The organism is Lamprobacter modestohalophilus (assembly GCF_016583905.1).
GTDB classification, from domain to species: domain Bacteria; phylum Pseudomonadota; class Gammaproteobacteria; order Chromatiales; family Chromatiaceae; genus Lamprobacter; species Lamprobacter modestohalophilus.
Map to the genome: position 1 here is coordinate 16246 of NZ_NRRY01000010.1, position 23497 is coordinate 39742.

Annotated in this window: 23 protein-coding genes and 1 pseudogene; 18 read left to right on the forward strand and 6 right to left on the reverse strand. The window is 60.9% G+C overall.

Annotated features, from left to right (window positions below):
• The first annotated feature begins 328 nt into the window (after nucleotides 1–328).
• Nucleotides 329–1015, forward strand: a complete 687-nt coding sequence (locus CKO42_RS08160) for a hypothetical protein (RefSeq protein WP_200241862.1) — start codon at nucleotides 329–331, stop codon at nucleotides 1013–1015.
• A gap of 34 nt (nucleotides 1016–1049) precedes the next feature.
• Nucleotides 1050–1667 carry an RES family NAD+ phosphorylase gene (locus CKO42_RS08165; RefSeq protein WP_200241865.1) on the forward strand — a complete coding sequence of 206 codons (618 nt, stop codon included), beginning with the start codon at nucleotides 1050–1052 and terminating at the stop codon, nucleotides 1665–1667.
• A gap of 108 nt (nucleotides 1668–1775) precedes the next feature.
• Here the strand turns inward: CKO42_RS08165 and CKO42_RS08170 are convergent, their stop codons facing one another.
• Together CKO42_RS08170 and CKO42_RS08175 are read right to left on the reverse strand one after the other, a co-directional pair.
• On the reverse strand, nucleotides 1776–2744 hold the full coding sequence (locus tag CKO42_RS08170; RefSeq protein WP_200241866.1) for a GSU2403 family nucleotidyltransferase fold protein: 969 nt from the start codon (nucleotides 2742–2744) through the stop codon (nucleotides 1776–1778).
• A gap of 171 nt (nucleotides 2745–2915) precedes the next feature.
• On the reverse strand, nucleotides 2916–3083 hold the full coding sequence (locus tag CKO42_RS08175; RefSeq protein ID WP_242479226.1) for a hypothetical protein: 168 nt from the start codon (nucleotides 3081–3083) through the stop codon (nucleotides 2916–2918).
• A 306-nt stretch (nucleotides 3084–3389) separates the two neighbouring features.
• Here CKO42_RS08175 and CKO42_RS08180 point away from each other — a divergent pair, with 306 nt between their 5' ends.
• The 12 genes from CKO42_RS08180 (at nucleotide 3390) to CKO42_RS08235 (ending at nucleotide 13630) form a co-directional block, all read left to right on the forward strand.
• Nucleotides 3390–3620: a hypothetical protein gene (locus CKO42_RS08180; protein WP_200241868.1), complete on the forward strand. Its 231-nt coding sequence runs from the start codon at nucleotides 3390–3392 to the stop codon at nucleotides 3618–3620.
• Nucleotides 3621–3625: 5 nt separating this feature from the next.
• Nucleotides 3626–4765 carry an ATP-binding protein gene (locus CKO42_RS08185; RefSeq protein ID WP_200241870.1) on the forward strand — a complete coding sequence of 380 codons (1140 nt, stop codon included), beginning with the start codon at nucleotides 3626–3628 and terminating at the stop codon, nucleotides 4763–4765.
• A gap of 418 nt (nucleotides 4766–5183) precedes the next feature.
• Nucleotides 5184–5414 (forward strand): addiction module antitoxin, encoded by a 231-nt coding sequence (locus tag CKO42_RS08190; RefSeq protein WP_242479227.1) that lies wholly within the window; start codon nucleotides 5184–5186, stop codon nucleotides 5412–5414.
• Nucleotides 5415–5739: 325 nt separating this feature from the next.
• Nucleotides 5740–6138, forward strand: coding sequence for an MbcA/ParS/Xre antitoxin family protein (locus CKO42_RS08195; RefSeq protein ID WP_200241872.1), 399 nt, complete (start codon nucleotides 5740–5742; stop codon nucleotides 6136–6138).
• A 431-nt stretch (nucleotides 6139–6569) separates the two neighbouring features.
• Entirely contained in the window at nucleotides 6570–6929 is a 360-nt protein-coding gene (locus CKO42_RS08200) for a hypothetical protein (RefSeq protein ID WP_200241874.1), read from the forward strand.
• Nucleotides 6929–7273, forward strand: coding sequence for a helix-turn-helix domain-containing protein (locus CKO42_RS08205; protein ID WP_200241876.1), 345 nt, complete (start codon nucleotides 6929–6931; stop codon nucleotides 7271–7273). Before CKO42_RS08200 ends, CKO42_RS08205 begins: the two co-directional genes overlap by 1 nt.
• A complete protein-coding gene (locus CKO42_RS08210) occupies nucleotides 7260–8504 on the forward strand; it encodes a type II toxin-antitoxin system HipA family toxin (RefSeq protein ID WP_200241879.1) in 1245 nt (414 codons plus the stop codon). Before CKO42_RS08205 ends, CKO42_RS08210 begins: the two co-directional genes overlap by 14 nt.
• A 214-nt stretch (nucleotides 8505–8718) precedes the next feature.
• Nucleotides 8719–8955 carry an AbrB/MazE/SpoVT family DNA-binding domain-containing protein gene (locus CKO42_RS08215; RefSeq protein ID WP_200241882.1) on the forward strand — a complete coding sequence of 79 codons (237 nt, stop codon included), beginning with the start codon at nucleotides 8719–8721 and terminating at the stop codon, nucleotides 8953–8955.
• Nucleotides 8949–9275 (forward strand): type II toxin-antitoxin system PemK/MazF family toxin, encoded by a 327-nt coding sequence (locus CKO42_RS08220; RefSeq protein ID WP_200241885.1) that lies wholly within the window; start codon nucleotides 8949–8951, stop codon nucleotides 9273–9275. Before CKO42_RS08215 ends, CKO42_RS08220 begins: the two co-directional genes overlap by 7 nt.
• A 23-nt stretch (nucleotides 9276–9298) precedes the next feature.
• On the forward strand, nucleotides 9299–10552 hold the full coding sequence (locus tag CKO42_RS08225) for a tyrosine-type recombinase/integrase (RefSeq protein ID WP_200241888.1): 1254 nt from the start codon (nucleotides 9299–9301) through the stop codon (nucleotides 10550–10552).
• An 89-nt stretch (nucleotides 10553–10641) separates the two neighbouring features.
• A complete protein-coding gene (locus tag CKO42_RS08230; protein ID WP_200241893.1) occupies nucleotides 10642–11868 on the forward strand; it encodes a PcfJ domain-containing protein in 1227 nt (408 codons plus the stop codon).
• A gap of 373 nt (nucleotides 11869–12241) precedes the next feature.
• Nucleotides 12242–13630 (forward strand): replication initiation protein, encoded by a 1389-nt coding sequence (locus CKO42_RS08235; RefSeq protein ID WP_200241896.1) that lies wholly within the window; start codon nucleotides 12242–12244, stop codon nucleotides 13628–13630.
• 237 nt (nucleotides 13631–13867) lie between these two features.
• On the opposite strand, the pseudogene CKO42_RS08240 reads toward CKO42_RS08235, so the two are convergent.
• Nucleotides 13868–14779, reverse strand: a pseudogene (locus tag CKO42_RS08240) (IS1595 family transposase); the annotation flags it as partial.
• Nucleotides 14780–15698: 919 nt separating this feature from the next.
• Here CKO42_RS08240 and CKO42_RS08245 point away from each other — a divergent pair.
• The 4 genes from CKO42_RS08245 (at nucleotide 15699) to CKO42_RS08260 (ending at nucleotide 21854) form a co-directional block, all read left to right on the forward strand.
• The gene (locus CKO42_RS08245; protein WP_200241898.1) at nucleotides 15699–16892 is read left to right on the forward strand and encodes an AAA family ATPase; all 1194 of its coding nucleotides are present in this window, start codon (nucleotides 15699–15701) and stop codon (nucleotides 16890–16892) included.
• Nucleotides 16893–16914: 22 nt separating this feature from the next.
• Nucleotides 16915–18012 (forward strand): ParB/RepB/Spo0J family partition protein, encoded by a 1098-nt coding sequence (locus CKO42_RS08250; RefSeq protein WP_200241900.1) that lies wholly within the window; start codon nucleotides 16915–16917, stop codon nucleotides 18010–18012.
• A 1818-nt stretch (nucleotides 18013–19830) separates the two neighbouring features.
• Complete coding sequence (locus CKO42_RS28475) at nucleotides 19831–20019, forward strand: DUF3991 domain-containing protein (protein ID WP_207148688.1); 189 nt, start codon at nucleotides 19831–19833, stop codon at nucleotides 20017–20019.
• Between the two features lie 1061 nt (nucleotides 20020–21080).
• A complete protein-coding gene (locus CKO42_RS08260) occupies nucleotides 21081–21854 on the forward strand; it encodes a DUF6946 family protein (RefSeq protein ID WP_200241902.1) in 774 nt (257 codons plus the stop codon).
• A 157-nt stretch (nucleotides 21855–22011) separates the two neighbouring features.
• Here CKO42_RS08260 and CKO42_RS08265 read toward each other — a convergent pair whose 3' ends face one another.
• The 3 genes from CKO42_RS08265 to CKO42_RS08275 form a co-directional block, all read right to left on the reverse strand.
• Nucleotides 22012–22311, reverse strand: a complete 300-nt coding sequence (locus tag CKO42_RS08265; protein ID WP_200241903.1) for a hypothetical protein — start codon at nucleotides 22309–22311, stop codon at nucleotides 22012–22014.
• A 213-nt stretch (nucleotides 22312–22524) separates the two neighbouring features.
• Entirely contained in the window at nucleotides 22525–22731 is a 207-nt protein-coding gene (locus CKO42_RS08270) for a hypothetical protein (protein WP_200241904.1), read from the reverse strand.
• 152 nt (nucleotides 22732–22883) lie between these two features.
• Nucleotides 22884–23111 carry a hypothetical protein gene (locus tag CKO42_RS08275; RefSeq protein ID WP_200241906.1) on the reverse strand — a complete coding sequence of 76 codons (228 nt, stop codon included), beginning with the start codon at nucleotides 23109–23111 and terminating at the stop codon, nucleotides 22884–22886.
• Nucleotides 23112–23497 lie beyond the last annotated feature (386 nt).

Consider the following 23497-nt stretch of genomic DNA (forward strand, 5'->3'; position numbering starts at 1 on the left):
ACCGTACATCGGTATCAGGTATGTACTTTAACGGTATCTCAAAACCCAAGATTGCAACAGAACCCCCCCTCTGTTGCAATCTTTGGTGTTTGGGGCGGTTTTGACCGTGAGCAGACCCGGTAGGGCGTGGAACATGCCCGGTGCAACCCCGGCTGGGGAGAGAGAAAGCGTTGGCGAGACAAGCGCTTAAGCGCTCACCGCAGCAGCGTGGAACGCACCGTGGAACACTTGTCAGCGATGACGCCCTGGTTCCACGGGCGCCGCGTTGCGCAGAGACAAAAAAAAACCGCCACTGGCGTGGGTCGCGTTTGTCCACTAAGCTTCAACCATGTGGACCAACGAGACCATCGATAGGCACGCTGTCGCCTCGTCGCGCCCTGACGGGAGCGCTCTGGCTGAAGTCCTCGAGCAGGCCCGGGCACAGCTGGCCGATCAACCGGATGCCGCGGGTGTCTTCGATCGCGCGACCACCGCGTTCGTGCGCGAGCTCATCGGGATGCGCGATGGGCTCGGCCATCCTGGGCGCGAGGCCCAACTCCTGGCGTTGGATGACAAGGCGCTGGTCGCCGAATTGCTCATTCAGGCGCTTAGCGATGATCCATTGACGCCGAAGACCCTGCGTCTGCGCCTGCAGGGGCAGCTCGCGCTGCGTCGTCTGCTCGCTCAGCACGGCGGTACCCTGAGCGCCGCTGAGGTCGGGCAGCTGCTCGATATCAGCGCCGATGCGGTGCGCAAGCGCGTGCGTCGTGGCGGACTGCTCGCGCTGCCGCGTGGTGCCCGCCAGGTGTTTCCGGTGTTTCAGTTCGAGGTCGCGGCCGGTCGGGTCGTGCCGGGGTTCGACGCGCTGCTCGCCGTGCTGGAGACCGACAGTGCGCCGGCCAAGCTGCGGTTCTTCCTCACGCCGGATCGCGACTTGGGCACCACGCCGATCGCGGCTTTGCGCGCGGATGAGCCGGCGGTGCGCGCTTTGCTCAAGCGCAAGGCGCAGCAATTCGATCAGCAGTTGGCGGCTTAGACCGAGCCCGGTCCAGACCCCAACCGCTGTCGCCATGGCGCTTCCTGATCCACCCGTCGGTGGCCATGCCAAGCTGCGTCTGCTCACGGTGCCGGCTGGCCAGGTTTGGTCTCGGATCACGCATCGCCGTCACGCCACAGCATTGCACTTCTCGACCACTCACCTGGCGCGCTGGAACGACCTGCGAGGCGACTATGGTGTGCTGTACGTCGCTGATGCGCCGGCAACCGCGTTCGCTGAGACCTTTGGTCACAACCTGATGGACCGCTACCCGCCTGCGGTCGACAAGTTCGTTAGCATAGGCGAGCTTGATGAGCGCGCGCTCTACCGCATCCACAGCGCGCGCGATCTCCTGCTGGCACAGCTGACCGGCTCCGGCTTGGCCGCGCTCAACCTCGATGCGCAATTGCTGGCCGTGGTCGATTACGCGCTGCCACAAACCTGGTCGCGCTGGATCTTCGAGGCGCCGCAAGCCCCCGATGGCATCCTGTATCCGTCGCGTGCGTTGCCTGGGGCCACGAATCTCGCGGTATTCAGTCGCTGCGCAGAGGCCTTGTGTGAGGAAAACCTCGGCTCGCTGTGGTCATGGCGCTCGGAGACCGGCAACGGCATCGTTGACATCCTGGATGAGCAAGGCTGGGGGCTCGTGTGATGGGAACGATGGTTCCTCGGGCGTCGAGGGGTGTAAAGATAAAAACCCGCTTGCAGCGCGAGCGGGCCTGGGGAAGGCGGGCGCTGCTCAGAGCGCAAATCGCCAGGATCAGACCGACTGAGCCTGAGCGAGCGCCCGCTCGAGGCGTTGTGCCCAACCGCGTCCACGGGCCTCGAGCTCAGCGCGCGCCGCGGCAAGCTGTGCGGGAGCCTCTTCGCGCAAGACCGCGAGCAGCTGCGCAACCTGCATGCGGTCCTTGGCGCGCTTTGCGGCTTGTGCGAGCGGACGTTCTTCGGACACCAGCAGTTTGTGCCAGGCAAAGCGTGCCGGGTCGGGAACGTTGGTCAGGACGAGATCGCGATGGCTGAGCAGCAGCGCCGGCACGGGGGCTTCGATGAGATAATCGAGAAAACGCAGCGGTTGGGCAGTCCCACCGAGCGCGAGGACGAAGTCACTCTGGGCGCGGGCGGGACCCACCAGTGGCGTCAGTAGATTGACTCTCAGGCTTTGGCCGCGCACCTTGAACGACGTCGAGGGTGCGCGCAGATCGAGTGCCGGCACCGGAAGAAACCCCATCTCGAGCTGCTCCAGTGTGGAGCTGATCCCGGGCATGTCGGGGGGGATCGCGAGATCGACATCGACATCGGCATCGGCGGCCAAATCCATGTCCTGGGTTTGCATCGGGCTGTCCCAGCGCACGCCGAGCAGATTGCCCAGTGCATGGAACGCGTGGGTTCCGATCAGCACCGGTCGCGCCGATCCCGGCCGCAACACGCCCGCATCCGAGAAGGCGCGCAGAACACGCATCGGGGCATGCTCGGTGCGAAATCCGCCAGCGGCGAGAAAGGCGGCCGCGATCGCTTGCGTCGAGTCGCGCTGTTCGGCCCGGGCTGCGGCGAGCTCACGCAGTCGTTGGGTACGCGCTTCGGTGGCCTCGTTGTCGGGGCCGAGGTACAGCTGCCGGGTTCGTCCTTCGAGCGAACGGTATTGGAAGTAGACGTAGACGCCGTTGCGGATGTGTTTGCGCACGACCGATCCAGGACAGCGTGCGAGCCCATCCTCGGCGGCCTCGATCATGGCCAAGTCGAGCAACTAGGCGTAGAGCGTCCGCGCGGTGAGGGACAGGTGGCGGGGTTGCATTGCCTCGATTACACGCAATCCTAAAACACTTTCCGTATAACCTGCTTGCGAAGCTCGTCGCCGGGACAGCGAGGACGCCGCATCCCGGCTGTTGATGCCGCTCTCCTCTCAGTTGTTACGCAATGCGTCCGCCGCTTCTGGCTCCAGGTCCGGACTCGCCGCGAGCCACGTATCGAAGTCCGCCAGATCACCGCGCTCGCGCCGCTCGCGGAAGTACGCCGCGGTCTTGAGCGCCGAGACCTTCTCAGCGATGGCCGTCACGAAGAATTGGTTCATGGACACGTTTCTTCTTCAGCGACCTGGCGGGCATCGGCGTACAGCGATTCGGGTACACGCAGTGCGTGATTGGCCATCAGGCTTGATCCTCTTGTTGGAGTTTGCATGAGAGCGGGTGTCAGAGATATCCGCGCTGCAGATCGCCCTACGTCGCTGAGATCGACGCGGTGACCATTGCTCCCGTCGATCCTTGCAAATCGGGAGGCTCGCTCCCTAAATGCAAGGCTCATTGGTCAAACGCTCGAGGCCAATTGTCCTTCAGAGAAGGACGGTTTACTGCTGTTTTGTCCTTCACAGAAGGGCATCATGAGCGACGCATCCACGGCGGCCTCAGACGGCAATCAAGCGCTCGACGCTCAGTTGCGCAACGCGTCCGCCGCCTCTGCCTCCAGATCCGGACTCGCCGCGAGCCAGGCATCGAAGTCCGCCAGATCACCGCTCTCGCGGAATCAACCGAAGCCGACGCGCCGTGAAGCCGACCATTTTCCAGCGGAAATTCATAAAGTCTTGACTTTTTTCCAGCAAACAGAAAAATAGTCGGCATGGAGCGACTGATCAAACCGCTGGTGCAGCGCGATCTTGTCCGCAAGATGGTGTTCCTCACCGGTCCCCGGCAGGCCGGCAAGACCACGCTGGCCGAGATGATTGCTGACCAGTTTGCCGATGCTCAGCTGTTTAACTGGGACGTCCTCGCCGACCGTCGAGTGATGCTGGCACAAAGCTGGATTCCCACGGCGTCCTTGCTGGTGTTCGATGAGCTTCACAAGATGAAGGACTGGCGCCCCTGGTTAAAAGGCGTATACGACGGGCGCACGCAAGGCCAATCGATCCTGGTCACGGGCAGCGCGCGGCTAGACGCCTTCCGCCAAGCGGGGGAGTCGCTGGCCGGTCGCTACTTTTCCTGGCACCTGCTTCCGGTGACCGTGCATGAGCTCGTCGCGAAAACGGACACGGTGCCTGAAGAGGCGCTGAATAGGCTGCTGAACCGGGGCGGGTTCCCAGAGCCGCTGTTGGCCGAAGCCGATGCCGATGCACGGCGCTGGCGGCAGTTGTATCTGGACGGACTGATCCGTGACGACATCCTGGAGTTCTCCCGCATCGCTGAGGTGCAGGCGATGCGACTGTTCGTGCAGATGCTGCGCGAGCGCGTCGGCTCGCCGGTCTCGTTGGCCTCCATGGCACGCGATCTTCAGCTCTCACCCACGACCCTCAGTCGCTACCTGGGCATCCTCGAGACGCTGCATGTCGTCTTCATCGTTCGTCCTTTTCACCGCAACATCGCACGCGCCTTACTGAAAGAGCCGAAGGTGTATTTCTACGACACGGGGCTGGTCAAGGGGGATGACGGCATCCGCTTTGAGAATGCCTGCGCAACCATGTTGCAGGCCGAGGTGCAACGGCGGCGTGATGCCGAGGGCCAAGAGGCGACGCTCAGTTACATTCGTGACAAGGAAGGCCGGGAGATCGATTTTGTCCTCTGCGATGCCGATCAACCGATCCAACTGGTCGAGTGCAAATGGTCGGACGCCGCCGTTCCTCGTTATCTGGCGGCCACCGCAGCGCGATTTCCGCAGGCCCGCGCCACCTTGCTGGTTCGCCATCTGCGCCATCGCGAGCAACGCGGAGCCGTCGCGGTCGCGCCGGCTGCACCCTGGTTGGCCGACCTTGGCGCCGGTCACTAAGGCTCGATCCGGCTGCCTGCCAACGGGTTTAACCTTGCAAAACCAACATCACGATGCTGGTTTTGCAATGATCTGTCTGAAGTCGGCACGTCGGCGACTTCCCGGAATTATCCGCCTTTATCTCGGTTTGGATCATTTATCTGTTTGGCGATTAAGCTGAGGTTCTCAGCTGGTCGGAGACGCGCTCTAAGGCCAGACCACCGAGCCTTGTCGGTGCGCGGGCTGGTTGATCGCGGCTAAGCGCAGCCAACTGGCCGATGGCACCGCGGCCCTCGACGTACTCAGGCCAGGCCTGCAGCGCGCACGAGACCGGCGAGTGCGCATTTGGATTCGAGCCACGCCACATTGGCCATCGTCTTGCCCGTGCTACGTCAACGCCTAGACTGCACTATCTGCACAACGTCTTTAGGAGAGGCTCATGTACAAGCGCATGACGATTACACTCGACGAACCGGTCTATGAGGGGCTGAATCGGCAGATCGGCAAGCGGCGCATCAGCCAGTTCATCGAAGATTTGGTCCGCCCGCATGTGCTGGATTCCAGCCTCGACGAGGGGTATCAGGCGATGGCCGCCGATGCTGAACGCGAAGCGGAGGCTGTGCAGTGGTGCAACGCCCTGGCGAAAGATGTCGCTGCTGAGCCGCGGTGAGCCGCGACCGCCGCAGGGCCTCCCGAAGGCTGCCTGGCGATCGTGGCTCTCCGCGTCTGCGCTCGTCGATCCTTGCAAATCCGGAGTGATCATCCGAGATTGCAAGGATGATTGACCGAAAACGCCGCGCAAGCCCCTGGCTAGCCGTGGGGAGCCTCAGAAAACCAGCATGTCAGTGTGGCTTAAAGTCGACGCTTTTCCAGAGAAAGCATCAATTGCCGCGACTTTTTTCCACTTCCAACAATAATAGTCATCATCTGCACCGATCGCGGCCATCTGTCCGCCTCCCGCCTCGATCTGTATTTCTCCAGTCATGGAGTCGTGTATGACCGCCCCCCACCCGGACACCAGCGTCGACGCGGAGATCCTCTCTAGCACCGCCTTGCAGGCCTTCTTCAACCTGACCGCGCGTTGGGCACTGAGTAGTGCGCAAGAGCGGGTGTTGCTTGGCAGTCCGCCAGCGTCGACCTTCTTCAAATGGAAGTCGGAGAAGACCGCGCGGCGGCTGGGGCGAGACACCCTGGAGCGCATCAGCTATCTGCTGGGCATCGCCCGGGCCTTAGGCGAGCTGTTGCCCTCGCCGCGCGCGGCCGATGAGTGGGTCAAGAAACCGAATGCCGCGCCTTTGTTCCATGGGCACTCAGCGCTGGAGCGGATGCTGGGCGGAAGTCTGATCGATCTCGCCGATGTGCGCCGCTACCTCGATGCCCAGCGTGGCCTCTAGACATGGCGATCAAGAATACTGGCTGTGGACGGCTGACGCTGTTAAGGGAGCGCTTGGTCGAAGTTTGCTGAGCCATTCTTGTGCTGCTGTTAGCAAACAAGTTGTTAATCGAGGCCCGCAAGGCCCTTTTGGTTTTAGTTTTTTATACTTTTAATCTACGCAAGTGATTGTTTGTATAGTAGTTTTCAAGATATAGTGTGACAGGAACAGCCTTTTACTGTGACGGAAACAGCCCATGGTGTGACGGAAACAGCCTTGGCTTGGAAGACACCAGCTTGCAGGCTTTCTGCGCCAAGAGTTTGGTGACGGAAACAGCCTTCTCGGAGGTGGCTAGACCGGCATTGTGTGACAGAAACAGCCTCCTCGGAGGTGGTCATACCGACATTGTGTGACAGAAACAGCCTTCCCAGAGGTAGCCAGACCGGCATTGTGTGACGGACCTGGCGAAGGCGCGCTTCGGTCTCGGGGCTGCGCCGCCCAAGGAGCTTGCCGTTACCGCGCCGGTGGACTCGCTGCTGATGGGTAAGCGCGTGCATTTTATGTTTCCGTCATTTGGAGAGACTCACTATACCGACGGAAACAACAGATCAGATCAATGGCGCCTCAGCATATCGCCGCATCCCGGCACCCTGCCCCTGGTCCCCGCCGTTGGCGCGGGTTGGCTGATCGTGCCGGAGCGCGGCCAACTGGCCGATTGTCGCACCGATCTGCAGGCGGTCAGCCGCTGGCTAGCCGAGTCAGTGACTGTTAAAATGGTCTTAATGTTGATTACTGACTGTTTTATCGGCTAATGAAGCGCCAACGGGTCTCCCTACAACCAACGCTCGCTGCCTGCGCGCTGCTTGGGCGGTTGATTCGCATCGCGCGCAAGGAGCAGCGCTGGAGCGAGCACGAGTTGGCTGCTCGGGCGCTGATCTCGCGCAGCACCCTGCAGAAGGTCGAGCGCGGCGATCCGAGCGTGGCGATCGGGATCGTGTTCGACTGTGCGCACCTGGTCGGCGTGCCGTTGTTTCCCGATACCGAGCCGAGCCCGCCGATCAGGACCTTGGGGCAGGCCATCGCCCGTGCTGATGACCGGCTTGCGCTGCTGCCCAAGCGGGTGCGCGCACCGGTGAGCGTCGATGACGACTTCTGAGGGCAGTGCCTTCGTCTGGGTCTGGCTGCCGGAGGCGATCGAGCCGGTGGTGGCCGGCAAGCTGGTAGCGCAAGGCGATCGGCTGCTGTTCGTCTATGGCCGCAGCTATCTCGCGCGTGCGGAGGCGATTCCTCTGTACCTGCCAGAACTGCCGCTGCAGTCCGGGCCGATCACGCCCCTGCCCGGCTTACGCATGGCCGGCTGTCTGCGCGATGCCGCCCCTGACGCCTGGGGCCGGCGGATGATCCTCTATCGACAACTGGGTGCCGCAGCGCGCGATGCCGACACGGAGCGACTCGATGAGTTGACCTATCTGTTGGGTTCCGATTCCGATCGGGTCGGCGCGCTCGATGTGCAGGCGTCGGCGACGGACTACGTGCCCCGTGATCCGGCAAGCGCCTCGCTGGAGGCGTTGGCCGAGGCGAGCTCGCGCATCGACCAAGGCTTAGCATTGACTCCGGCCCTGCAGGCGGCCTTGCAGCACGGCACCTCGCTCGGCGGCGCACGCCCGAAAGCGGGGCTCACCGACGGCCAGACGAAATGGGTCGCGAAGTTTTCCTCCAGCACTGATCGCTTTTCGGTGGTCAAGGCCGAGTTTGTCGCGATGCGCCTGGCGGCGCTGGCCGGCTTGGACGTCGCGCCGGTCCGACTGACCCAGGCATTCGGCAACGATGTCCTGCTGGTGGAGCGCTTCGACCGGCGCTGGACGCCTGCCGGCTGGCAGCGGCGCGCGGTGGTCTCGGCGCTGACGCTGTTGGGCCTCGAGGCGATGATGGCGCGCTATGCCAGCTATGCGGATCTGGCTGAACAGATTCGCCAGCGCTTCACCGATCCGGCGGCGACCCTCCAGGAGGTGTTCGCGCGTCTGGTGTTCAACATCCTCTGCGGCAATACCGATGATCATGCGCGCAATCATGCCGCCTTTTGGGATGGCACGAGGCTGTCGCTGACGCCTGCGTTCGACATCTGTCCACAGGCCCGAACCGGACGGGAGGCCTCTCAGGCGATGGCGATCGTCGGCGGGCAACGCCTGAGCCAGATCGCGCTCTGTCTGCAGGCCGCCACCACGTTCGGCTTGACCCGGGCCGAGGCTGAGGCTGTCGTTGCGCGGCAGGTCGAGACAATCGAAGCGCATTGGGAGTCGGTGTGTGACGCTGCGCAGCTGCCAGTTGGTGAGCGCGCCTTGCTCTGGCGCCGACAGTTTCTCAATCCCTTTGCGTTCGGTGAGTAGCCTGCGATGTCGACAGAGAAATCGCCCACGGAACCTGGTCTTCCCATGCCAGCGCCCGCGCTGAGCGCCTGGCTGCCCTGGTGCCTCAGCGAGTCAGCGGAGACCTCGCCGCATCCCGGCGTCCTGCCCCCGATTCCGGCCGGAGGCTCAGACTGGTTGCCATGGATAGCAAAATCGAGTGTAATAACAAAGTTACCATATCAGGGGGCCGGCGGTGCAGACTACGTTACGCAAGATCGGCAACTCGAGAGGCGTCATCATCCCGGCAGCCCTGCTGGCTCAAGCCGGACTCGACGACGCCGTTGATTTGCGCTTGGAAGGGAACCGAATCATCATCGAGCCCGTGAAAACACCGCGGGAAGGCTGGTTCAACGGCGCAAACCCGGTTCAGGACGTCGACGCCTGGGGGGAGCTGCCACCGGATGACGATGCCAGCGAGTGGGAATGGTAGACCAGCGCCGGATCATTCGTCGCGGTGAGGTCTACTGGATCAACCTCGATCCAACCATCGGCACTGAGATCAACAAGACCCGACCTGGGCTGGTCGTCTCGCCCGATGATCTGAACGCCGCATTGCCGCGCGTGATCATCGCACCGCTCACCAGTCGAGGGCAGCCACTGGGTTGTCGTCCTGAACTGGTGTTTGGCGGTCAGCAGGCGCGCATCCTGCTCGATCAAATCCGTTGCGTCGATCGGCGTCGTCTGTTGGGCAAGCTCGGCGAGATCGATCCAGCATGTTGGCATGCCGTGTTGCTCGAGATGCTCCACTGATGCGCTCTCGGCGCACGCCGCCAATGTCCGCGCCGGACCTCCCCGTCCCCACCGAGACTGCCTGGCTGCCCTGGTGCCTTAGCGAGTCCCCAGAGACCTCGCCACATCCCGGCGCCCTACCCCCGATCCCCGCCGGTGGCGACGGCTGGCTGATCGTGCCGGAGCGCGGCCAGCTGGCCGACTGTCACACCGATCTGCAGGCGGTCAGCCGCTGGCTTGCGCGGCAGAAGGACAATCCGCTCACGCTCGAGGCCTATCGCCATGAGATCGAGCGCTTCCTGCTTTGGCTTGGGCTCGCGCGGGGCAAGGCGCTGTCAGAGGCGACCGGCGAGGACATCAGCCTGTTCGATGATCTGCTGCAGTATCCCGAGCGGTGGCCGCAGTGGTATGGCGAGCGGTACCCACGCTTTGATCCGCGGTGGCGGCCCTGGACACGCAAGCTCAGTGCGCGCTCGCGCCATGAGGCGCTGACCACGGTCGAGCGCTGCTATGCCTGGCTGATCAAGCAGGGCTATCTGCGCTACAACCCGTTCGAGGTCTCGGCGGTGCGGCTGCGCACACCCCGGACCGCGGCGGTGCAGGAACGCTATCTGGATGCGCGGCTGTGGCAGGCGGTCCTGGCACAGGTGCAGGCGATGCCGCAGGCGACGGCGCCCCAGCGTGCCCGCTATCACCGCACGCGCTGGGTGGTGATGGCGCTCTATGCGCTGCTCGCCCGGGCCTCGGAGTTCTGCAGCGCGCGCATGGGGGATCTTGTGGCTATCCGCAGGCCCTCGGGGGTGCAATGGTGGTGGCAGGTGCGCGGCAAGCATCGCACCGAGGCCGATGCGCCGGATCAGGTGCCGATCCCACCGGCGTTGATCGAGGAGCTGAGTCGCTATCGCAACCATCTGGGCTTGAGTCCGCTGCCAGAGCCGGGGGAGACTACGCCGATGGTGGTGAGTCTGTATCCGAAGCGCGAGGGCTGGGCGCCGGTCAATCGAAGCACCCTGTGGCGGGTAGTCAAGCAGGTCTTCACGGCGACGGCCGACACCATCGAGGCCGACGATCCTGACGGGGCTGCTCATCTGCGCGCGGCCTCGCCGCATTGGCTGCGCCATACCGGCATCACGCATCGCATCGATGAGGGCCTCGGGCTGAAGGAGGCGCAGGCGCTCTCGCGGCATCGCTCGCTGAAGGATCTGGGCACCTATGCGCATGCCGATCGGGATGCGTTGTATGCGCGGGTGGCTGGGTGGCGGGCGCTGCCCGCTGCCGAGCTCGGGGAGGCTCCCTGAGCAGCGCGATCCCGACACTGCCCGGCAACACGCGGGAGAGCCGTGACGCCGATCGTCCTTTGACACGCATGCGAGAACCAGCAACACCCGTGCTTGCGCTGAGAGCTGCGTTGCAGGCGTGGCTTGCCGAACGCCGGCACGAGCGCAGCGGCGCTGCTTGGCGCGGCACGCGACTTCACTATGCATGGGATGCCGGCACGAATATCCTGCTCGTCGACTACTCGCCACTGCTCGGCATCGACTGCCTGCACACCGTCAGCGACTGGGCCTCGGGCTTCGCCACCCTGCGCTATGCCGAGGGGCTGTTTGAAACCGCCTGTATCCGCGATCTATGGCTGCCGTTTCAACGTGGCCATGAGGACGCTGCATTTCGGCACTGGTTTGCGACCCTGCCTGAGGATCTAGCCCAGGCCTTGGAGAGACTGCCGGCTCGGCGCTATGCCTTGGCGGCGCTCGCGCAGCGCTCGCAGGCCGTGCGGGATCTGATCCTGTCGAACGTCAGGCTCTGCTTCCTGCTGCATCACTGGGCGGAGACACAGGGCTGGTCCGAGCATCAGCTGGTCGAGATCGCGGGCCGCAAGCAGACTGAGATCCTCAGCGCCTTGGGGCTGCCGCCCTATCGCCGTGTGCTCAGGCTGATCGCCAAGCTGCGCATCGGTGAGTTCGACGCCTATGAGGTCGACCGGCTGCTGCGGGTGCTGCGCGAGGAGGCAACCTGCAATGCGCTCGTGCATGAGCGCCAGTTGAGCTGCCGGGTGGTGAAGATCCTCGAGGACTATCCCTGGGTTGCCGGTCGGCCGCTGCAGCGGTTGCTGTGCGAGGCCTCGAACCGAACCCTGCGCGAATGGATCAACGACAGCCTGCGCATGGGTGGCGAGGCAGCGCTGCTTGAGCTGCGCCGCTGCGACCGGCCTTCACAAGTGCGGCGGCTGCATGAACGCTTGATCGTCGAGCAGATCGAGCAGGACGGTAACCGCCGCCGACGCTTCGATGCCAGCGGCCACATCCTCGCGTTTCCACCAGCCCCATTCGCCGATACCGCCTCCATTCAGGCGATCACGACGCCGGATGCGCTGCAGTTGGAGACCCAGTTGATGCGCCATTGCGTGGCCTCCTACACCGACCGGGTCTACGACGGTCAGTATGCGGTCTACAAGGTGTTGGAGCCGGAACGGCTGACCTTGGGGCTGAGTCTGCGCTATGGCGGTGTCGCCCTGGATCAATTGAAGGGCGTCAGCAACCGTAGGCCGAGTCCGGAGGCGCAAGCGGCCGTGGAGCACTGGCTGCATGAGCAGCTGAAGGTCGCTCGGTCCTGAGGCCAAGGCTCAGGATGCCGAGTCGGGCACTTCATTCAACGCGCGGAGCCTAGGCATCGCTCAGCGAGCGATGCGGCGCTGCATCCCGAAGACTCAGTCCGTGATCAACCGCTCCAGTGCCTCGGCATCGAGGTGCCGTAGCCCGATCAGGGCGCCTGATCGCATGGCCGAGATAAAACTCACCCGACATCAGCAGCAGTGCCGGTAGTGAGGTGACGAAGGCCTGACCTTGCTTGTAGAGCCGCCTGACGGTGACCTCGCCATCGACCACGGCGGTGCCGATCTGCGAGCAGGGCTTGCGAGCGACTACAAAGATTAATAAAGTGCTAGCATCTTAGAAAGGAAAGTCACTTTTGAGCACTTTTGATGCGGCATGACGAAAGGACCTGAACCCCGAGACAACGTACCAACCGCGCTCGCAGAGCAAACCGCCGACGGCGAGCCGATACTGAAGAAGTATGCGGGGGCAGTGCACATTGGAGCTGACCTGACCCTATATCAGCGCCGAGCGTTCAACGTCCTGTTGTTTTCGGCCATGCCGGAAATGCCGAGGACCACTCGCCACGAGATCGACCTCGAGGAATTGTCTTGGGGTATGGGACTTGAGCGCGCTTCCCAACGGGTACATCGATTGATCGAGAATCTCGATAAGATGATGGATGCCCGCGTCGTTTGGAATCTACTGGATGATAAAGGCGAGCTCGAAGAGTGGGAAAGCGCGACTCTCCTGCCCTACGTAAAGGTCAGCCGCCGCGAGCGCAAAGTCACCTATGAGTTCACGCGGGCCTTTCAGGAACGGGTCTACAACCCATCCGAGTTCGCTGAGATTGCGCTTCGGATGCAGCGCGTGTTCCGCTCAGAGCATGCACTAGCGCTTTACGAGAATACCCGGCGATTCCTTGTGCAAGGTGAAACGCCTTGGGTTCCGATCGAGACCTTCCGTATGCTCATGGGTGTCCAGGACAAGCCCTATTATGACGAATATAAATATCTGAGCGCGCGACTGATCAAACCGGCCATGAAGCAGGTCAACGAGTGCTCGGACATCCAGTTACAGCTAAAAACCAAGCGTCGAAACCGCGCCGTTGCCGAACTCAAGTTCCTGATTTCTGAAAATCCCCAAATGGCGTTGTTTACCGAATCGCTAAAGCAAATCCCAGGAACGGCGCTGCCCGAGGAACAACGCCGGTTACTTTTGCGACTTTCCGGCTACAGAATCACGGGTAAGCGTGCGGAACAACTTATCCAAAACCACTCTGAGGAGGCCATTGTTATCGGTCTCAATGCAGCGGACGCTTGGATGGAAGCCAAGGAACAGCGACGGGAAAGTATCGCCAATCCAGCGGGCGTCGCTTACAAGGCGATTACTGAAGGGTGGCAACCCCCGGCGGAACAGCCAACTGAGGTACTGGAAGAGCATTCAGCGCAGAAGCAACAAGAGCGTGAGGCGCGGCAATCAGAGCGGCTCGAAGACCTGCGCAGGATTTTTCGCCGCCGCTGGTACGACCAATACATCAAACAACTGTCGAAGACTGAATTAACCACTCTCAAGGCGGGCTTCGAATCAACCTTGGCTGAAAACGAAAGCAATCACAGCATACTCGCCCGGTTCCAGAAGCACGGACTGACTGGGATTGCCATGGGCCTGTTCCAACATTACCTTGCAGAGCAAGGAATCGCTCCCACCGATCAAGACTTCCAGCGTTTCCTGCAAGATAAAGTCTCCGCCCGGACTGACGCAGAAGCCAAGAGTTCCGGCTGATTGTGGCAACTGCCACAGGGTGGCTTAATAGTCTGAAAAAACTATCGTTTTAGGGTTGTTTTGAATCCCTGCCCACGCGTTGGGCAAGAGCCCCTGTTTCAGGAGCTTTGGCCGTGGCCTGCTTGATAGCCGCCGCATCGCAAGCTTTGTGTTCGAGACAATACTGGTTTCTCGGCACAGCAGCCACCTTGCTCGCCTACTTGGATGGGGCCGGGTTGTCGATCGGTGTCCTAGTCTGCAAGCTTCTTCAGCTAGACGAAGCCCGCGCGCAGGACGCGGCCCGGTCGTCGTGGCTGCCAGCAGCAGGCGGCTGTGAATGGTCTCCAGATGGAAGCGTCGGTTGAAGCGATAGGCAAAGGTGCCGAGATAGCGAGCACGATACTTCTCGAAGTCAAAGGCATGGTAGGCACCGCCGAAGCTGCTCTTGAGATTGCCCAAGAGGGTGTTGACCCAGCTGAACGCCGGCAAGTCCTTCGGTTTGCGCGTGCCAACGACGATGACATGGTGCGTACACTCGGCATCGGTGACTCCGGCAAAGCAGGCCAAGCCATCGAAGGTCACCTCGCAGCCTGGAGCCAGATCGCGGCTCGCCCACGCGGCAATCGCCTTGCGGGTGAAGCCAGGAACGGCCGCCATTTTGGTGTAGAGCGGGTGTCCTTTGGGGCTCAGGGAGACCGCCGCGACGAAGGGGACCTTGTTCTCCGAGCCCCGTCCGGACTTGCCGCCGGCCAGTTCGCCGCCGAGATACACATCATCGACTTGGACGTCACCACTGAGCGTATAAGCGCTGTCGCGCTCAGTCATGGACTGCATCAGCTTGTGCTGGATCAGCCAAGCCGTCGGATAGCTCACGCCCAGCAGTCGCTTCAGGGCCAGCGCGGACAGCCCGGTCTTGGCCTGGCTGATCAGGTAGATCGCCAGAAACCAGACCGTCAGCGCCAAGTGGGTGCTCTGAAACAGGGTGCCGGCAGTCAGCGAGTTCTGTGTCCGACAGGCCCGGCACTGAAAGGTCTTGTGGGCGCCGACATGGAGGATGTAGGCCTGCGGATGGTCGCACTTGGGGCAACGAAATCCCTCGGGCCAGCGCAGCCGTTCGAGCTCAGCCTCACAGAGCGCCTCGGTGCCAAACTGCTCAGTGAACCTCGGCAACGATCACCACAGTTTAAACTGATTGTGGTTCATCGCCATGACGAGTTCCTTCAAGCAAGGCTTGGTTGCTCCACCATGCGCCTTTCCTCGGCGAACAAGGGGCTTGGCTCAAGATGCTTGCTATCAGGGTCGGTGTTGCCAACTGGGTTCAGAGCAATTTTAGAGAGGGCCGGTGTTCCTCCCGCTACATTAGCCCGCTGACTGCTGCCATGCCCACGGGTGGATTAGCTAGCCAAAACCTTGCGCCCAAACTTGGCACTTTTCGTACTAACGTGTAGGACACAGCAGACCAGGTTGAGTAAGGGTTATCGCGCTGACAGGAGTAGCATCGTTTGTCTAGCTACAGGTGACGAATCCCTTCCTTTATGCGCTCAGTGGGATGCTCTTTTCACCGCCCCCCGTACAAAACCCGTTGTTAACAAAACGCCTGTCCACCAGTAGGAACAACGCGCTCAGTCGAGGGAAGGCGCACAATTGCGACGAAAACGGCGACTAGGAAGACCAGTTAGCGTGCATTGCACTGTTGGATTCTGAAAAGTGCCAAGTTTGCGCAAGGGGAGTTCGTGACAATCAGCAGGGGAAATTTCTTTATTTATCAGAATACTATATGACGTTCTCTGCCGCTCTACAGAAATATGACTCTGAAAAGTGCCAAAGAATGGCGGAAAGTGCTCATTTTGGGCGGTTTACAAGTCAGGAAGCGCCAAGTTTGGGCGCCCATTCTTGGAACTTCTCCCGCCCAAACTTCGCACCTAATGCCAAAACTTGGCGCCTAACGCCACTAACTTACTGTTTTTAAAGGCGCTATGTCGCCTCTAGTAGTAATAGTAGTTTTTTTAAAAAAACAACTACTGACTACCAGTAAGCGAAAAACTCACCTATACTCGCAAATTATCGAAAACGCCTTGGGTAACGGTCCGTGACAGACCAGGATACAACTGACGCCAACGACGCTGATCCCCTCGAGTTTCTTCGCCAGCGTTCAGAAGACGTACTCTCAGCTCTACGTGATGACGTTTTCGCGCCCGAAGGGATCAAAACTCTGCGTAAGACTTGGTCGATCTCCGAAGCGGCTAGTCTGGTTGGACGCAGCCAAGCAACTATCCGGCTAGCGGAGAAAGAGGGCAAATTGCCACAAGCAGAGCGTTCAGAGAGCGGACGCCGGCGCGGCTACGCGTTGGAAGACATCAACAGGATGCGTGATGCCTTTGGTACACGTCCATGGCGAGCGACAAGCGATGACCCGGTCATTATCAGCTTTTCCAACTTTAAAGGCGGGGTCGGAAAGTCCTCGTTCGCCTGCCACACGGCGCAGTATTTTGCTATCCATGGTTATCGCGTCTTGGTCGTTGATTTGGACAGCCAAGCGAGCACAACGACCGTATTTGGCTTCAACCCGGACTTACAGATCAAAGAAGGGGACACGCTAGCCGCGTATCTTCTCGGCGAACAACACACGCTCGATTACGCCATCAGAGAGACCCACTGGCCAGGAATCGATTTGATTCCTAGCGCATTGCATTTCTACGGTGCCGAGTATGAACTCGCTGCACAGGTTTCAGGAAATGTCGAGTTGCTCGGCAGTCTGCGAGCTGGTCTGGACGGCGTCGCTGATGCCTATGACCTCATCGTGCTTGATCCGCCACCAGCCCTTGGACTCGTCTCGATCAGCGCCCTCGTGGCGGCCAATGCGCTAGTCATCCCGGTCCCTCCGGCGAACATCGACTTTGCGTCGACCAGTCATTTCTTCGCCATGGTGATTGATACTCTCGCCAGCCTTCGCCGTTACGGCGTCAATCCCTCGTATAAGTTTCTTAAAGTCGCGCTGTCAAAGTACGATGAACGCAAGTCGACTCAAGCATCGATCGTCGAGATGATGCGACACGTCTTTGGCCACTACCTGCTAGCGACTCCCATCAAAGATTCAGCCGAGATTGACAATGCATCGGCGCGCTTCGAAACAGTCTACGAGCAGCCGGGGCCGCTGACATCGCGGGACGTGCATCGCCGCTGTATCACCTATCTGGACGGATTAAACCGTGAGCTTGAAATCTTGGTGCGCCGCACTTGGTCTAGCCACCACGAAAGCCTCCGCAAGGAGGGGTTGATGTAGCGCACTTAGTCGGGGGAACACTATGGCGAAAAATAAGAGTTTATTTTCCGGCGTGACAGCTCGTCTCAATCAAGTCGATCAGCAAGAAGTTGCTGCGGAAAATGAGACGGCAGCCACGGCTGGACCCTTATCTGCGAATCTCGCTGGTATTCGAAATCCGCGTGCGCCTGGTGAGCGAGATGGAAAAATTCTAAAAAACACCCTTCAACGCCTTGCTTGGGTTGATCCGGCGCGATGCCGACCGTGGGTCCACCATAATCGCGCGTACGACTTGCTGACCGAGCAACGGTGCGCTGATCTCATCAGCGGCTTCCGCTCATTGGGCAAGCAGCAGCGACCGGCCATTGTGCGTAGCCTCCAAGGTGATGAGCGACAAGGCCGGGACGGGCGCACCTACGATTTTGAGATTATCTCTGGGGCGCGGCGCCACTGGACGGTCTCATGGTTTAACAAACAAGGGGAGGTCAATGCTCAGGGAGAGCCGTACTACTTCCTGGTCCTGGTGCGAGATGATCTCGATAGCGCAGCAGCGTTTGAACTGTCAGATGCGGAGAATCGGGGTCAAAAGGACATCTCGGATTTTGAGCGCGCCCGCGAATACCGCTGGGCGTTTGAGACGCTGTATGAAAAAAATACCTCACGGATGGCCGAGGCAATACAGATGGACCGATCGAATCTTTCCCGGCTGCTCGCTTTGACAGAGATGCCAGAGGTCATCGTTCAATCGTATCCGACAATCCTGGATATCCGAACACACCATTGGCGTCAGCTAGCCCCCTACTTCTCAAGCAAAGAGAGTACGAAGCAAGCGGCGGCCGAACGAGTGCTAGCGTGCGCGCGCTCGATTGTTCAGGCCAGGCAGAGTAAGAGCAAGAATGTTCCGACTGACGGTGCACAAACTTCGGCCTTGCTCTTGGCAGCTCTTAAGGAAAAGAGAAGAGGAGGGGACCGAACCCAGGTGCTAGAAACTGTATGCGCTAAGTCAACGGGAAAAACAGCGGTCAAGATCAAGCGCACCACCAAGGGTATGACGTTCGAAGTGCCACGCTCGTCAGGTGCAACGAAAGAAGAGATTCACGGAGCCATGCGCAAAGCGATCGATGAGTACTTCGAGGCTTAGACGACCTCGCCCACTCCCCTAGCCGTTGGCTTGTCGCGGGGGTTCCTGCTCCAGCGACCAGTGCGCTGGCATGCTGCCAGGACAGGGTCTGACGGTGGCCTCCATAGGCTTTCGCGGGCTGAGTCCAGGCGGTTCGGTCTCTTCCGGGGGCCTAGCGTCGAAAACCGGACCACCTTCGGCGCTCGCCTTACCGCCAGTGGCTGCCGGTGACTTGAATTCAGCCAAGAGCGTTAAGGTGTACTGAGCACTCTCCATGCGGCGCCTAAACTCTCAGCGTCGATCATCAAACTCATGAGCGCCAGTGTGCCAACTATCCGCAATTGCTTCGTCGAGTACCCTGTCGCTGTGCTGTAAATACGCTGAGTTCGTTGCCAGCGTCGGTCGGGTGACTCCAGCTCGTCTGCGACAAAGCAGCTTACAGCGTGAGCCATTCGATTGCGGGGCTGAAAGGTGCCAAACTGTGGCAGTTGCCACAAAAGCACACAAGCTGTCGTTTCATATCTATTTTAACGCTTTTTAGAAAGATGAGAGCCAGCCCCTACTTGCCCGACAGGTACTCGTTTAGACGGCAGTCGCCCAATTTTGGCACATGACAGCGCTATCTTGTTGATTATCCTGGTGCGGTCGGTTCAGATCACAGAGTAATCTCTGGCTTTTGCAATGTCTTAGCGCCAAAAGTGCCAATAATGGGCATCTGCTCGGCAGATCAACGACACATAGGTCGTTGCAAGTCCTTCAAAGGTGCCAAGATTGGGCACGGCGATCCTGACATCACGACAGGGTTACGCAAGCGGACCCCGGTTCATCCCCGCAGCTCCTGGGAACACACTTGGCGCAGTCGGCTCGGCACTTTCCGCGCGAAGCGCGACCTCAAGCTCCTTGAGCGCCATGGTTGTGGCGATGTGTGGACCTGATCGTTCTCGCTATTACTGGTTCGCATCATCAACGAACCCGCGTGAGGTCAGCTTGGCGTTCTCGACCTCAAATCCCCGAAAGACGTCGACAAGCGCTTGTCGGTGCTGCTTCACGCGATCACCAACCTGTTCTAGTTGTTCCGATCGAAGGCGTTTTGCATACCTGAGGACAACGCCGACGACTGCTGGCTAGGGGGTTGGCAGCGACCGCCACGGTGCCGAGCAAATCAGGGGCAAGCCGCGCCAAATCGCACTCACCGTCGTCGAGGACCGCGCGGGCGACCTCGTGAGTATGCTGACGAAGGGCTTCAGCCAAGGCCTCCGCGAGTTCCATTTCTGCGGGGGATAGCTTGATCTCAGGCATCTCGATTTGGTCTCGTCCTGAGTGTCTCGAGACTAACGCAGAACCGCCCAGATTAGTTAGAGGCTCCGACTGAGGTCCACAGCAGATCGCAGTGCGGCTTGTTCCGTTATACGCAATGTAAGTGCAGCTTGCGTATAACCCCAGGACCGGATGCGGCCTAGCAACCTGGACCCAGGCGATGGATAGGGTAGGGCGGATTATCCCGCACTGAGCATCCAGATATTGCCGCACCACGTAAAGATCGGCGACGTTGCCGGAGAGAATGCGATCAAGGTCGGACAGACCATGGAGGGCGCGGCAGGGTTCGGTTGGTGCACCCACGCGTCGGCACGGAGAAGCCATCACGCCAACGCACCCTGATCTAGAAGAGGCTTCAGTTGGGTGCCTTAGCACGACGACCGGCTTCTTGGTCCTGGCTTGGGCACGCCAACCCAGCGACAGGCGCTGAATCATGCTGTTCCCTATCGGTGATCGACCCCGCTCGAATGCGGACCTTGAGCGATCACCGGTACTTGCAGGAGGGGAGGGGGTCCCCGAACGCTGCTACAGCGTCCACGCTTTGCAGGAAAACTGAAGATCGACGCCCGCGCGAACGCGGTCTTTCCGCATGCGGACCAAGAAAGTCCCTGCCGCTATGAGCTGAAGAACCGCAACTTCACCGACTTCTCGAAGGGCGTGACAAAGGGTTGTGGTTCGCGACTGTCCACAAGACCGACACGGCGCTGGTGATCGCCGAGAGCGGCATCGATGCGCTCTCCTCTGCCGCCTGACATCCTGATCAGAACGCCCGCTATGCCAGCACAGCTGGAAGCCTGAACGCGAACCAGCATAGTCTCATCGGGCGCGCGATCGAGAAGGTCGGGCAGAGCGCTTCGGCGCGCCTGATCATCGCGAGCGACAATGATGAGGGAGGCCTCGAGCTCGCCGACAAGATTGACACATTCGCGCTTGCGGTCAACCGCGAGGACCTCAGCATCCCTCGGAACCAAACAACGAACCACTGACCTCAGGGCAAGTGCGCCTAAGGGGGCTTACGTCAACTCGCCCCGACCCGACCCGGAGCCGGTGGGCGGCGTTGCCGGACCCGCAGCGTGCGGCTCTCGAGCAGGAGGGCTTGCAGGGCGTTGACCAGATCCCTGCAGGGGTCGTGGCGTCCCTCTTGGCGGGTACCACCCCAGCGCTGCGTACCCTCTCAGGTATTGCTTGGCGCTCAGCAACAGACCTATCACTAGGAACGTCGAGTCTGCTTGCTTGTGTCGGTCTCCTGCCAGGAGACCGCTTTGGTGGGGAGTCCCAGGTCACCGCGCATCGGTGCTGCTCAGAAACGGTGCAATCTAACAACGGCGTTACCGGAACAGCCGTTTTTCGAGCAGGGGAGGGCGGTTATCCACAGACGCCGTGGATAACCCGCATGTGGCCATGCCGATCTCAGAGTCCCCTTTTGCTCCAGCTAGTCGACAGACCACTCTGCAAGCGTCCCCCGCCCCGAACCTCCGAGTCTTCGCCGTCACGCCGCTCCCACTGCCCCGACCTTCGATTCTTGATCACAAGGGGTAGACCCAACAGTCGTGTCACCAGCCGCCACTTGGTCAAACGCCAGCAAAGACGCTGTCTGTCGGGAAACATATGGACCGCTGCCCCGTGACCGCAGCCGCGCGAGGCCTCATTACCCTTCCCTAAAAGCGAATCTGCACAGCGGATCAGGGATCGGGAGTGCAGGTCGAGACGGAATGTCACTACAAGACTATGCTCAGGACGTCGACAGCCGCAGACAGGAGAGACGCCGCGAGATGCCCATCGCAAAAGCCGGAAGAGCCATCGAAACCCTCCAAGACTGGGAGCGGTACGCGCCACCAAAGTCCCATCACCACTGGGTCGATGGACGCAGCGCCAAAGAGACCGCGCGGGCCTGGCTGGAACCTGACGGGTATGCGATGCCGCAGGAGGTGCATGAAGTGCTGCACCGGCACCCAAGCTTTGGCAGCGTGCTGGACTGGGACGCAGAGCCGGAGGCGAGGCTGCGCTTCGATGCGTTCGCGGGCGAGCCCCGAAATACTGACCTGTTAGTCATCGCAACCGATGCGTTCGGCACATACCTGCTCGCCATCGAGGCGAAGGCGGATGAGCCCTACGGCGAGACCATCGGCGAGACGTTCGCAGCGGCCCTCGAGCGGCGGATCGACAACCCAAGGTCAAAGGGGATCGCCAGGGTCGAGGGCTTGGCCGCCTTGCTGCTGAAACCTCGCCTTGCCGGCCAGCCCAAGGCCCGCGACTTGCGCTACCAACTCCTCACTGCCTGCGCCGGAGCCCTCGCAGAGGCGCAGCGGCGCCAGCTCACCCGCGCGATCATGCTCGTCCAAGAGTTCGTCACGCCGGCGACGTCGGAGAGCAACCACGCCCGCAATGCCGCAGACCTTCAAGCCTTCCTTGAACGTCTATCAGGGCGTAGCGATCTGCTGGTTCAGCACGGCGAACTGCAAGGTCCGTTCGTCTTTGCCGACGATGCGGGTATCGATTTGTTCGTGGGTAAGGTGATGCGGAATCTGCGTGGATGCGACGACTGAATCTCGCCTGAGTAGCGGCTGGGGGCTGAACGGAGTGCTTTCTGCTGCGGCCTCGTGCGCGCCGGGAGCGCGCCGATGGCTAGGATGGCCCAGCGTCTCAGGAACAAGACGAGCGTGAACCCCGGGCGCGGCAGCAGGTTGGCGTCCCGCCAGAGGCTTAATGCGAGTGCCATACTGGACGCTCGACAGCGGGTGTCTTTTCTCCCGTATCGCCGCTGAGGTCGTTGCCCTGCAGAGCACGGGACAGGGCGAACTCGAGCAGCGCGTCATCGAGCTCGGTGGGTGGAAGCCGGGCGTACCAATCACACCATGCGAGCCGGAAACCGTCGCACCAGGCCTCTCGCGCGGCGGGATCGTCGGGTGGTGGCAGGCAGCGCTGGCCGGGGCTGACGCGGAAGGCGACGCGACCGAGATAACGCCAGGTGGCGAGGGAATGTCGACGATGCGGTATGTCCATAGCGCGTCCTTGCAGGGTCCAGATACCGGAGAGCATAGCGCCGTGGAGGGCGCGGCGCGAGTGTGGCGGGTGCGATGGCTGTCGGTCAGGTTGCGGCTGAGCGACGGCGCGCGCCTTGCTGCCGCTGGGAGCGGCAAGCACGGGAGTGACAGGCGGGGAGCAAGCAATGCAGCTGCGCCGTCGAGCGCGGGCGTAGTATCACAACGCCTTGTGTTAGATCTGTTTGAACGGATTACCGCGTGAGCGAATCAGCGTGATGAGCAGGCCCACTGGCCCGAAGATCAATGCGCTGATCAACACGGCCACAAAAAAGACACGATTGTGCTCCTCGCACCAATCACGCCAATACTTGATCAGCTTGATCGCATAGTTGATCAAGCCACCGGCTAGCCAAAGCAAACTGCCGTCCAAGAAGGTCATGCGATACCTCGACTTAACAGCGCCCTATGATGCCACGCGCGGGGCGTTTCAGCTCCAGCAATGTGGCAACGGCAGCTCGACGAGCGCCGTTGGCACGACCTTGGCCGGCGGCCCGGCTATTGCTGCCACCTGAAGCACCTATCAGCAAGCGACTAGCGATCTTTAGACGTCCGCAGTGCGTTGACCGGTCGCTGATCAGCAGGCCGCAGACCGCCGTCCAACCGCACCATGATGATCAGGACCACACCGAGGAACAGCACAAAACCGCCGCCGTAGACATCGATCAGCATCAACGGCGGGGCGAGCAGGCAGAGGATGATGCCGATGTTCGTGTCGTTCTGTAGCAGCGTTGCCAGGCGTTGGGTGAATCGGTGTTTCATGTTGGTGATCCGGTGGTGGCGGGTTTAGTGAGGCGATGATGCCGCCTGTGAGTGGCAAACGCTGGTTGGATCATGCCGCCAGCCGGGCGATGGCCTTAAACCGGCCGATGCGCTCACGAGATTGGCGGTGTCAGCAGCGCGCGAGTGGCTTTTCGGGCTGATATCGGGGAGTTGGTGGGGGTGCTGACCGGGGGACTGAGTAGCTGCCCGGCACCGACAAAGAGAGATGATTTTGGGTGGTTTGGTTGGGGTTGTTGTGGGATGGGCGGGTTTTAGGTGCGAGTGATTGTTCTGCCAGTAGCGGCGCAAATTATCCGACCCAAAAGCGCGCTTTCACCGGACTTGAATTTTGTTGCGAGCTAGACGCGCGTTTTTTTGGATCGGCT

Coding starts and splice junctions, on each gene's coding strand:
- CKO42_RS08160 (WP_200241862.1), top strand. CDS start 329: ATGTGGACCAACGAGACCATCGATAGGCACGCTGTCGCCTCGTCGCGC.
- CKO42_RS08165 (WP_200241865.1), top strand. CDS start 1,050: ATGGCGCTTCCTGATCCACCCGTCGGTGGCCATGCCAAGCTGCGTCTG.
- CKO42_RS08170 (WP_200241866.1), bottom strand. CDS start 2,744: ATGATCGAGGCCGCCGAGGATGGGCTCGCACGCTGTCCTGGATCGGTC.
- CKO42_RS08175 (WP_242479226.1), bottom strand. CDS start 3,083: ATGAACCAATTCTTCGTGACGGCCATCGCTGAGAAGGTCTCGGCGCTC.
- CKO42_RS08180 (WP_200241868.1), top strand. CDS start 3,390: ATGAGCGACGCATCCACGGCGGCCTCAGACGGCAATCAAGCGCTCGAC.
- CKO42_RS08185 (WP_200241870.1), top strand. CDS start 3,626: ATGGAGCGACTGATCAAACCGCTGGTGCAGCGCGATCTTGTCCGCAAG.
- CKO42_RS08190 (WP_242479227.1), top strand. CDS start 5,184: ATGTACAAGCGCATGACGATTACACTCGACGAACCGGTCTATGAGGGG.
- CKO42_RS08195 (WP_200241872.1), top strand. CDS start 5,740: ATGACCGCCCCCCACCCGGACACCAGCGTCGACGCGGAGATCCTCTCT.
- CKO42_RS08205 (WP_200241876.1), top strand. CDS start 6,929: ATGAAGCGCCAACGGGTCTCCCTACAACCAACGCTCGCTGCCTGCGCG.
- CKO42_RS08210 (WP_200241879.1), top strand. CDS start 7,260: ATGACGACTTCTGAGGGCAGTGCCTTCGTCTGGGTCTGGCTGCCGGAG.
- CKO42_RS08220 (WP_200241885.1), top strand. CDS start 8,949: ATGGTAGACCAGCGCCGGATCATTCGTCGCGGTGAGGTCTACTGGATC.
- CKO42_RS08225 (WP_200241888.1), top strand. CDS start 9,299: ATGTCCGCGCCGGACCTCCCCGTCCCCACCGAGACTGCCTGGCTGCCC.
- CKO42_RS08235 (WP_200241896.1), top strand. CDS start 12,242: ATGACGAAAGGACCTGAACCCCGAGACAACGTACCAACCGCGCTCGCA.
- CKO42_RS08250 (WP_200241900.1), top strand. CDS start 16,915: ATGGCGAAAAATAAGAGTTTATTTTCCGGCGTGACAGCTCGTCTCAAT.
- CKO42_RS08260 (WP_200241902.1), top strand. CDS start 21,081: ATGCCCATCGCAAAAGCCGGAAGAGCCATCGAAACCCTCCAAGACTGG.
- CKO42_RS08265 (WP_200241903.1), bottom strand. CDS start 22,311: ATGGACATACCGCATCGTCGACATTCCCTCGCCACCTGGCGTTATCTC.
- CKO42_RS08270 (WP_200241904.1), bottom strand. CDS start 22,731: ATGACCTTCTTGGACGGCAGTTTGCTTTGGCTAGCCGGTGGCTTGATC.
- CKO42_RS08275 (WP_200241906.1), bottom strand. CDS start 23,111: ATGAAACACCGATTCACCCAACGCCTGGCAACGCTGCTACAGAACGAC.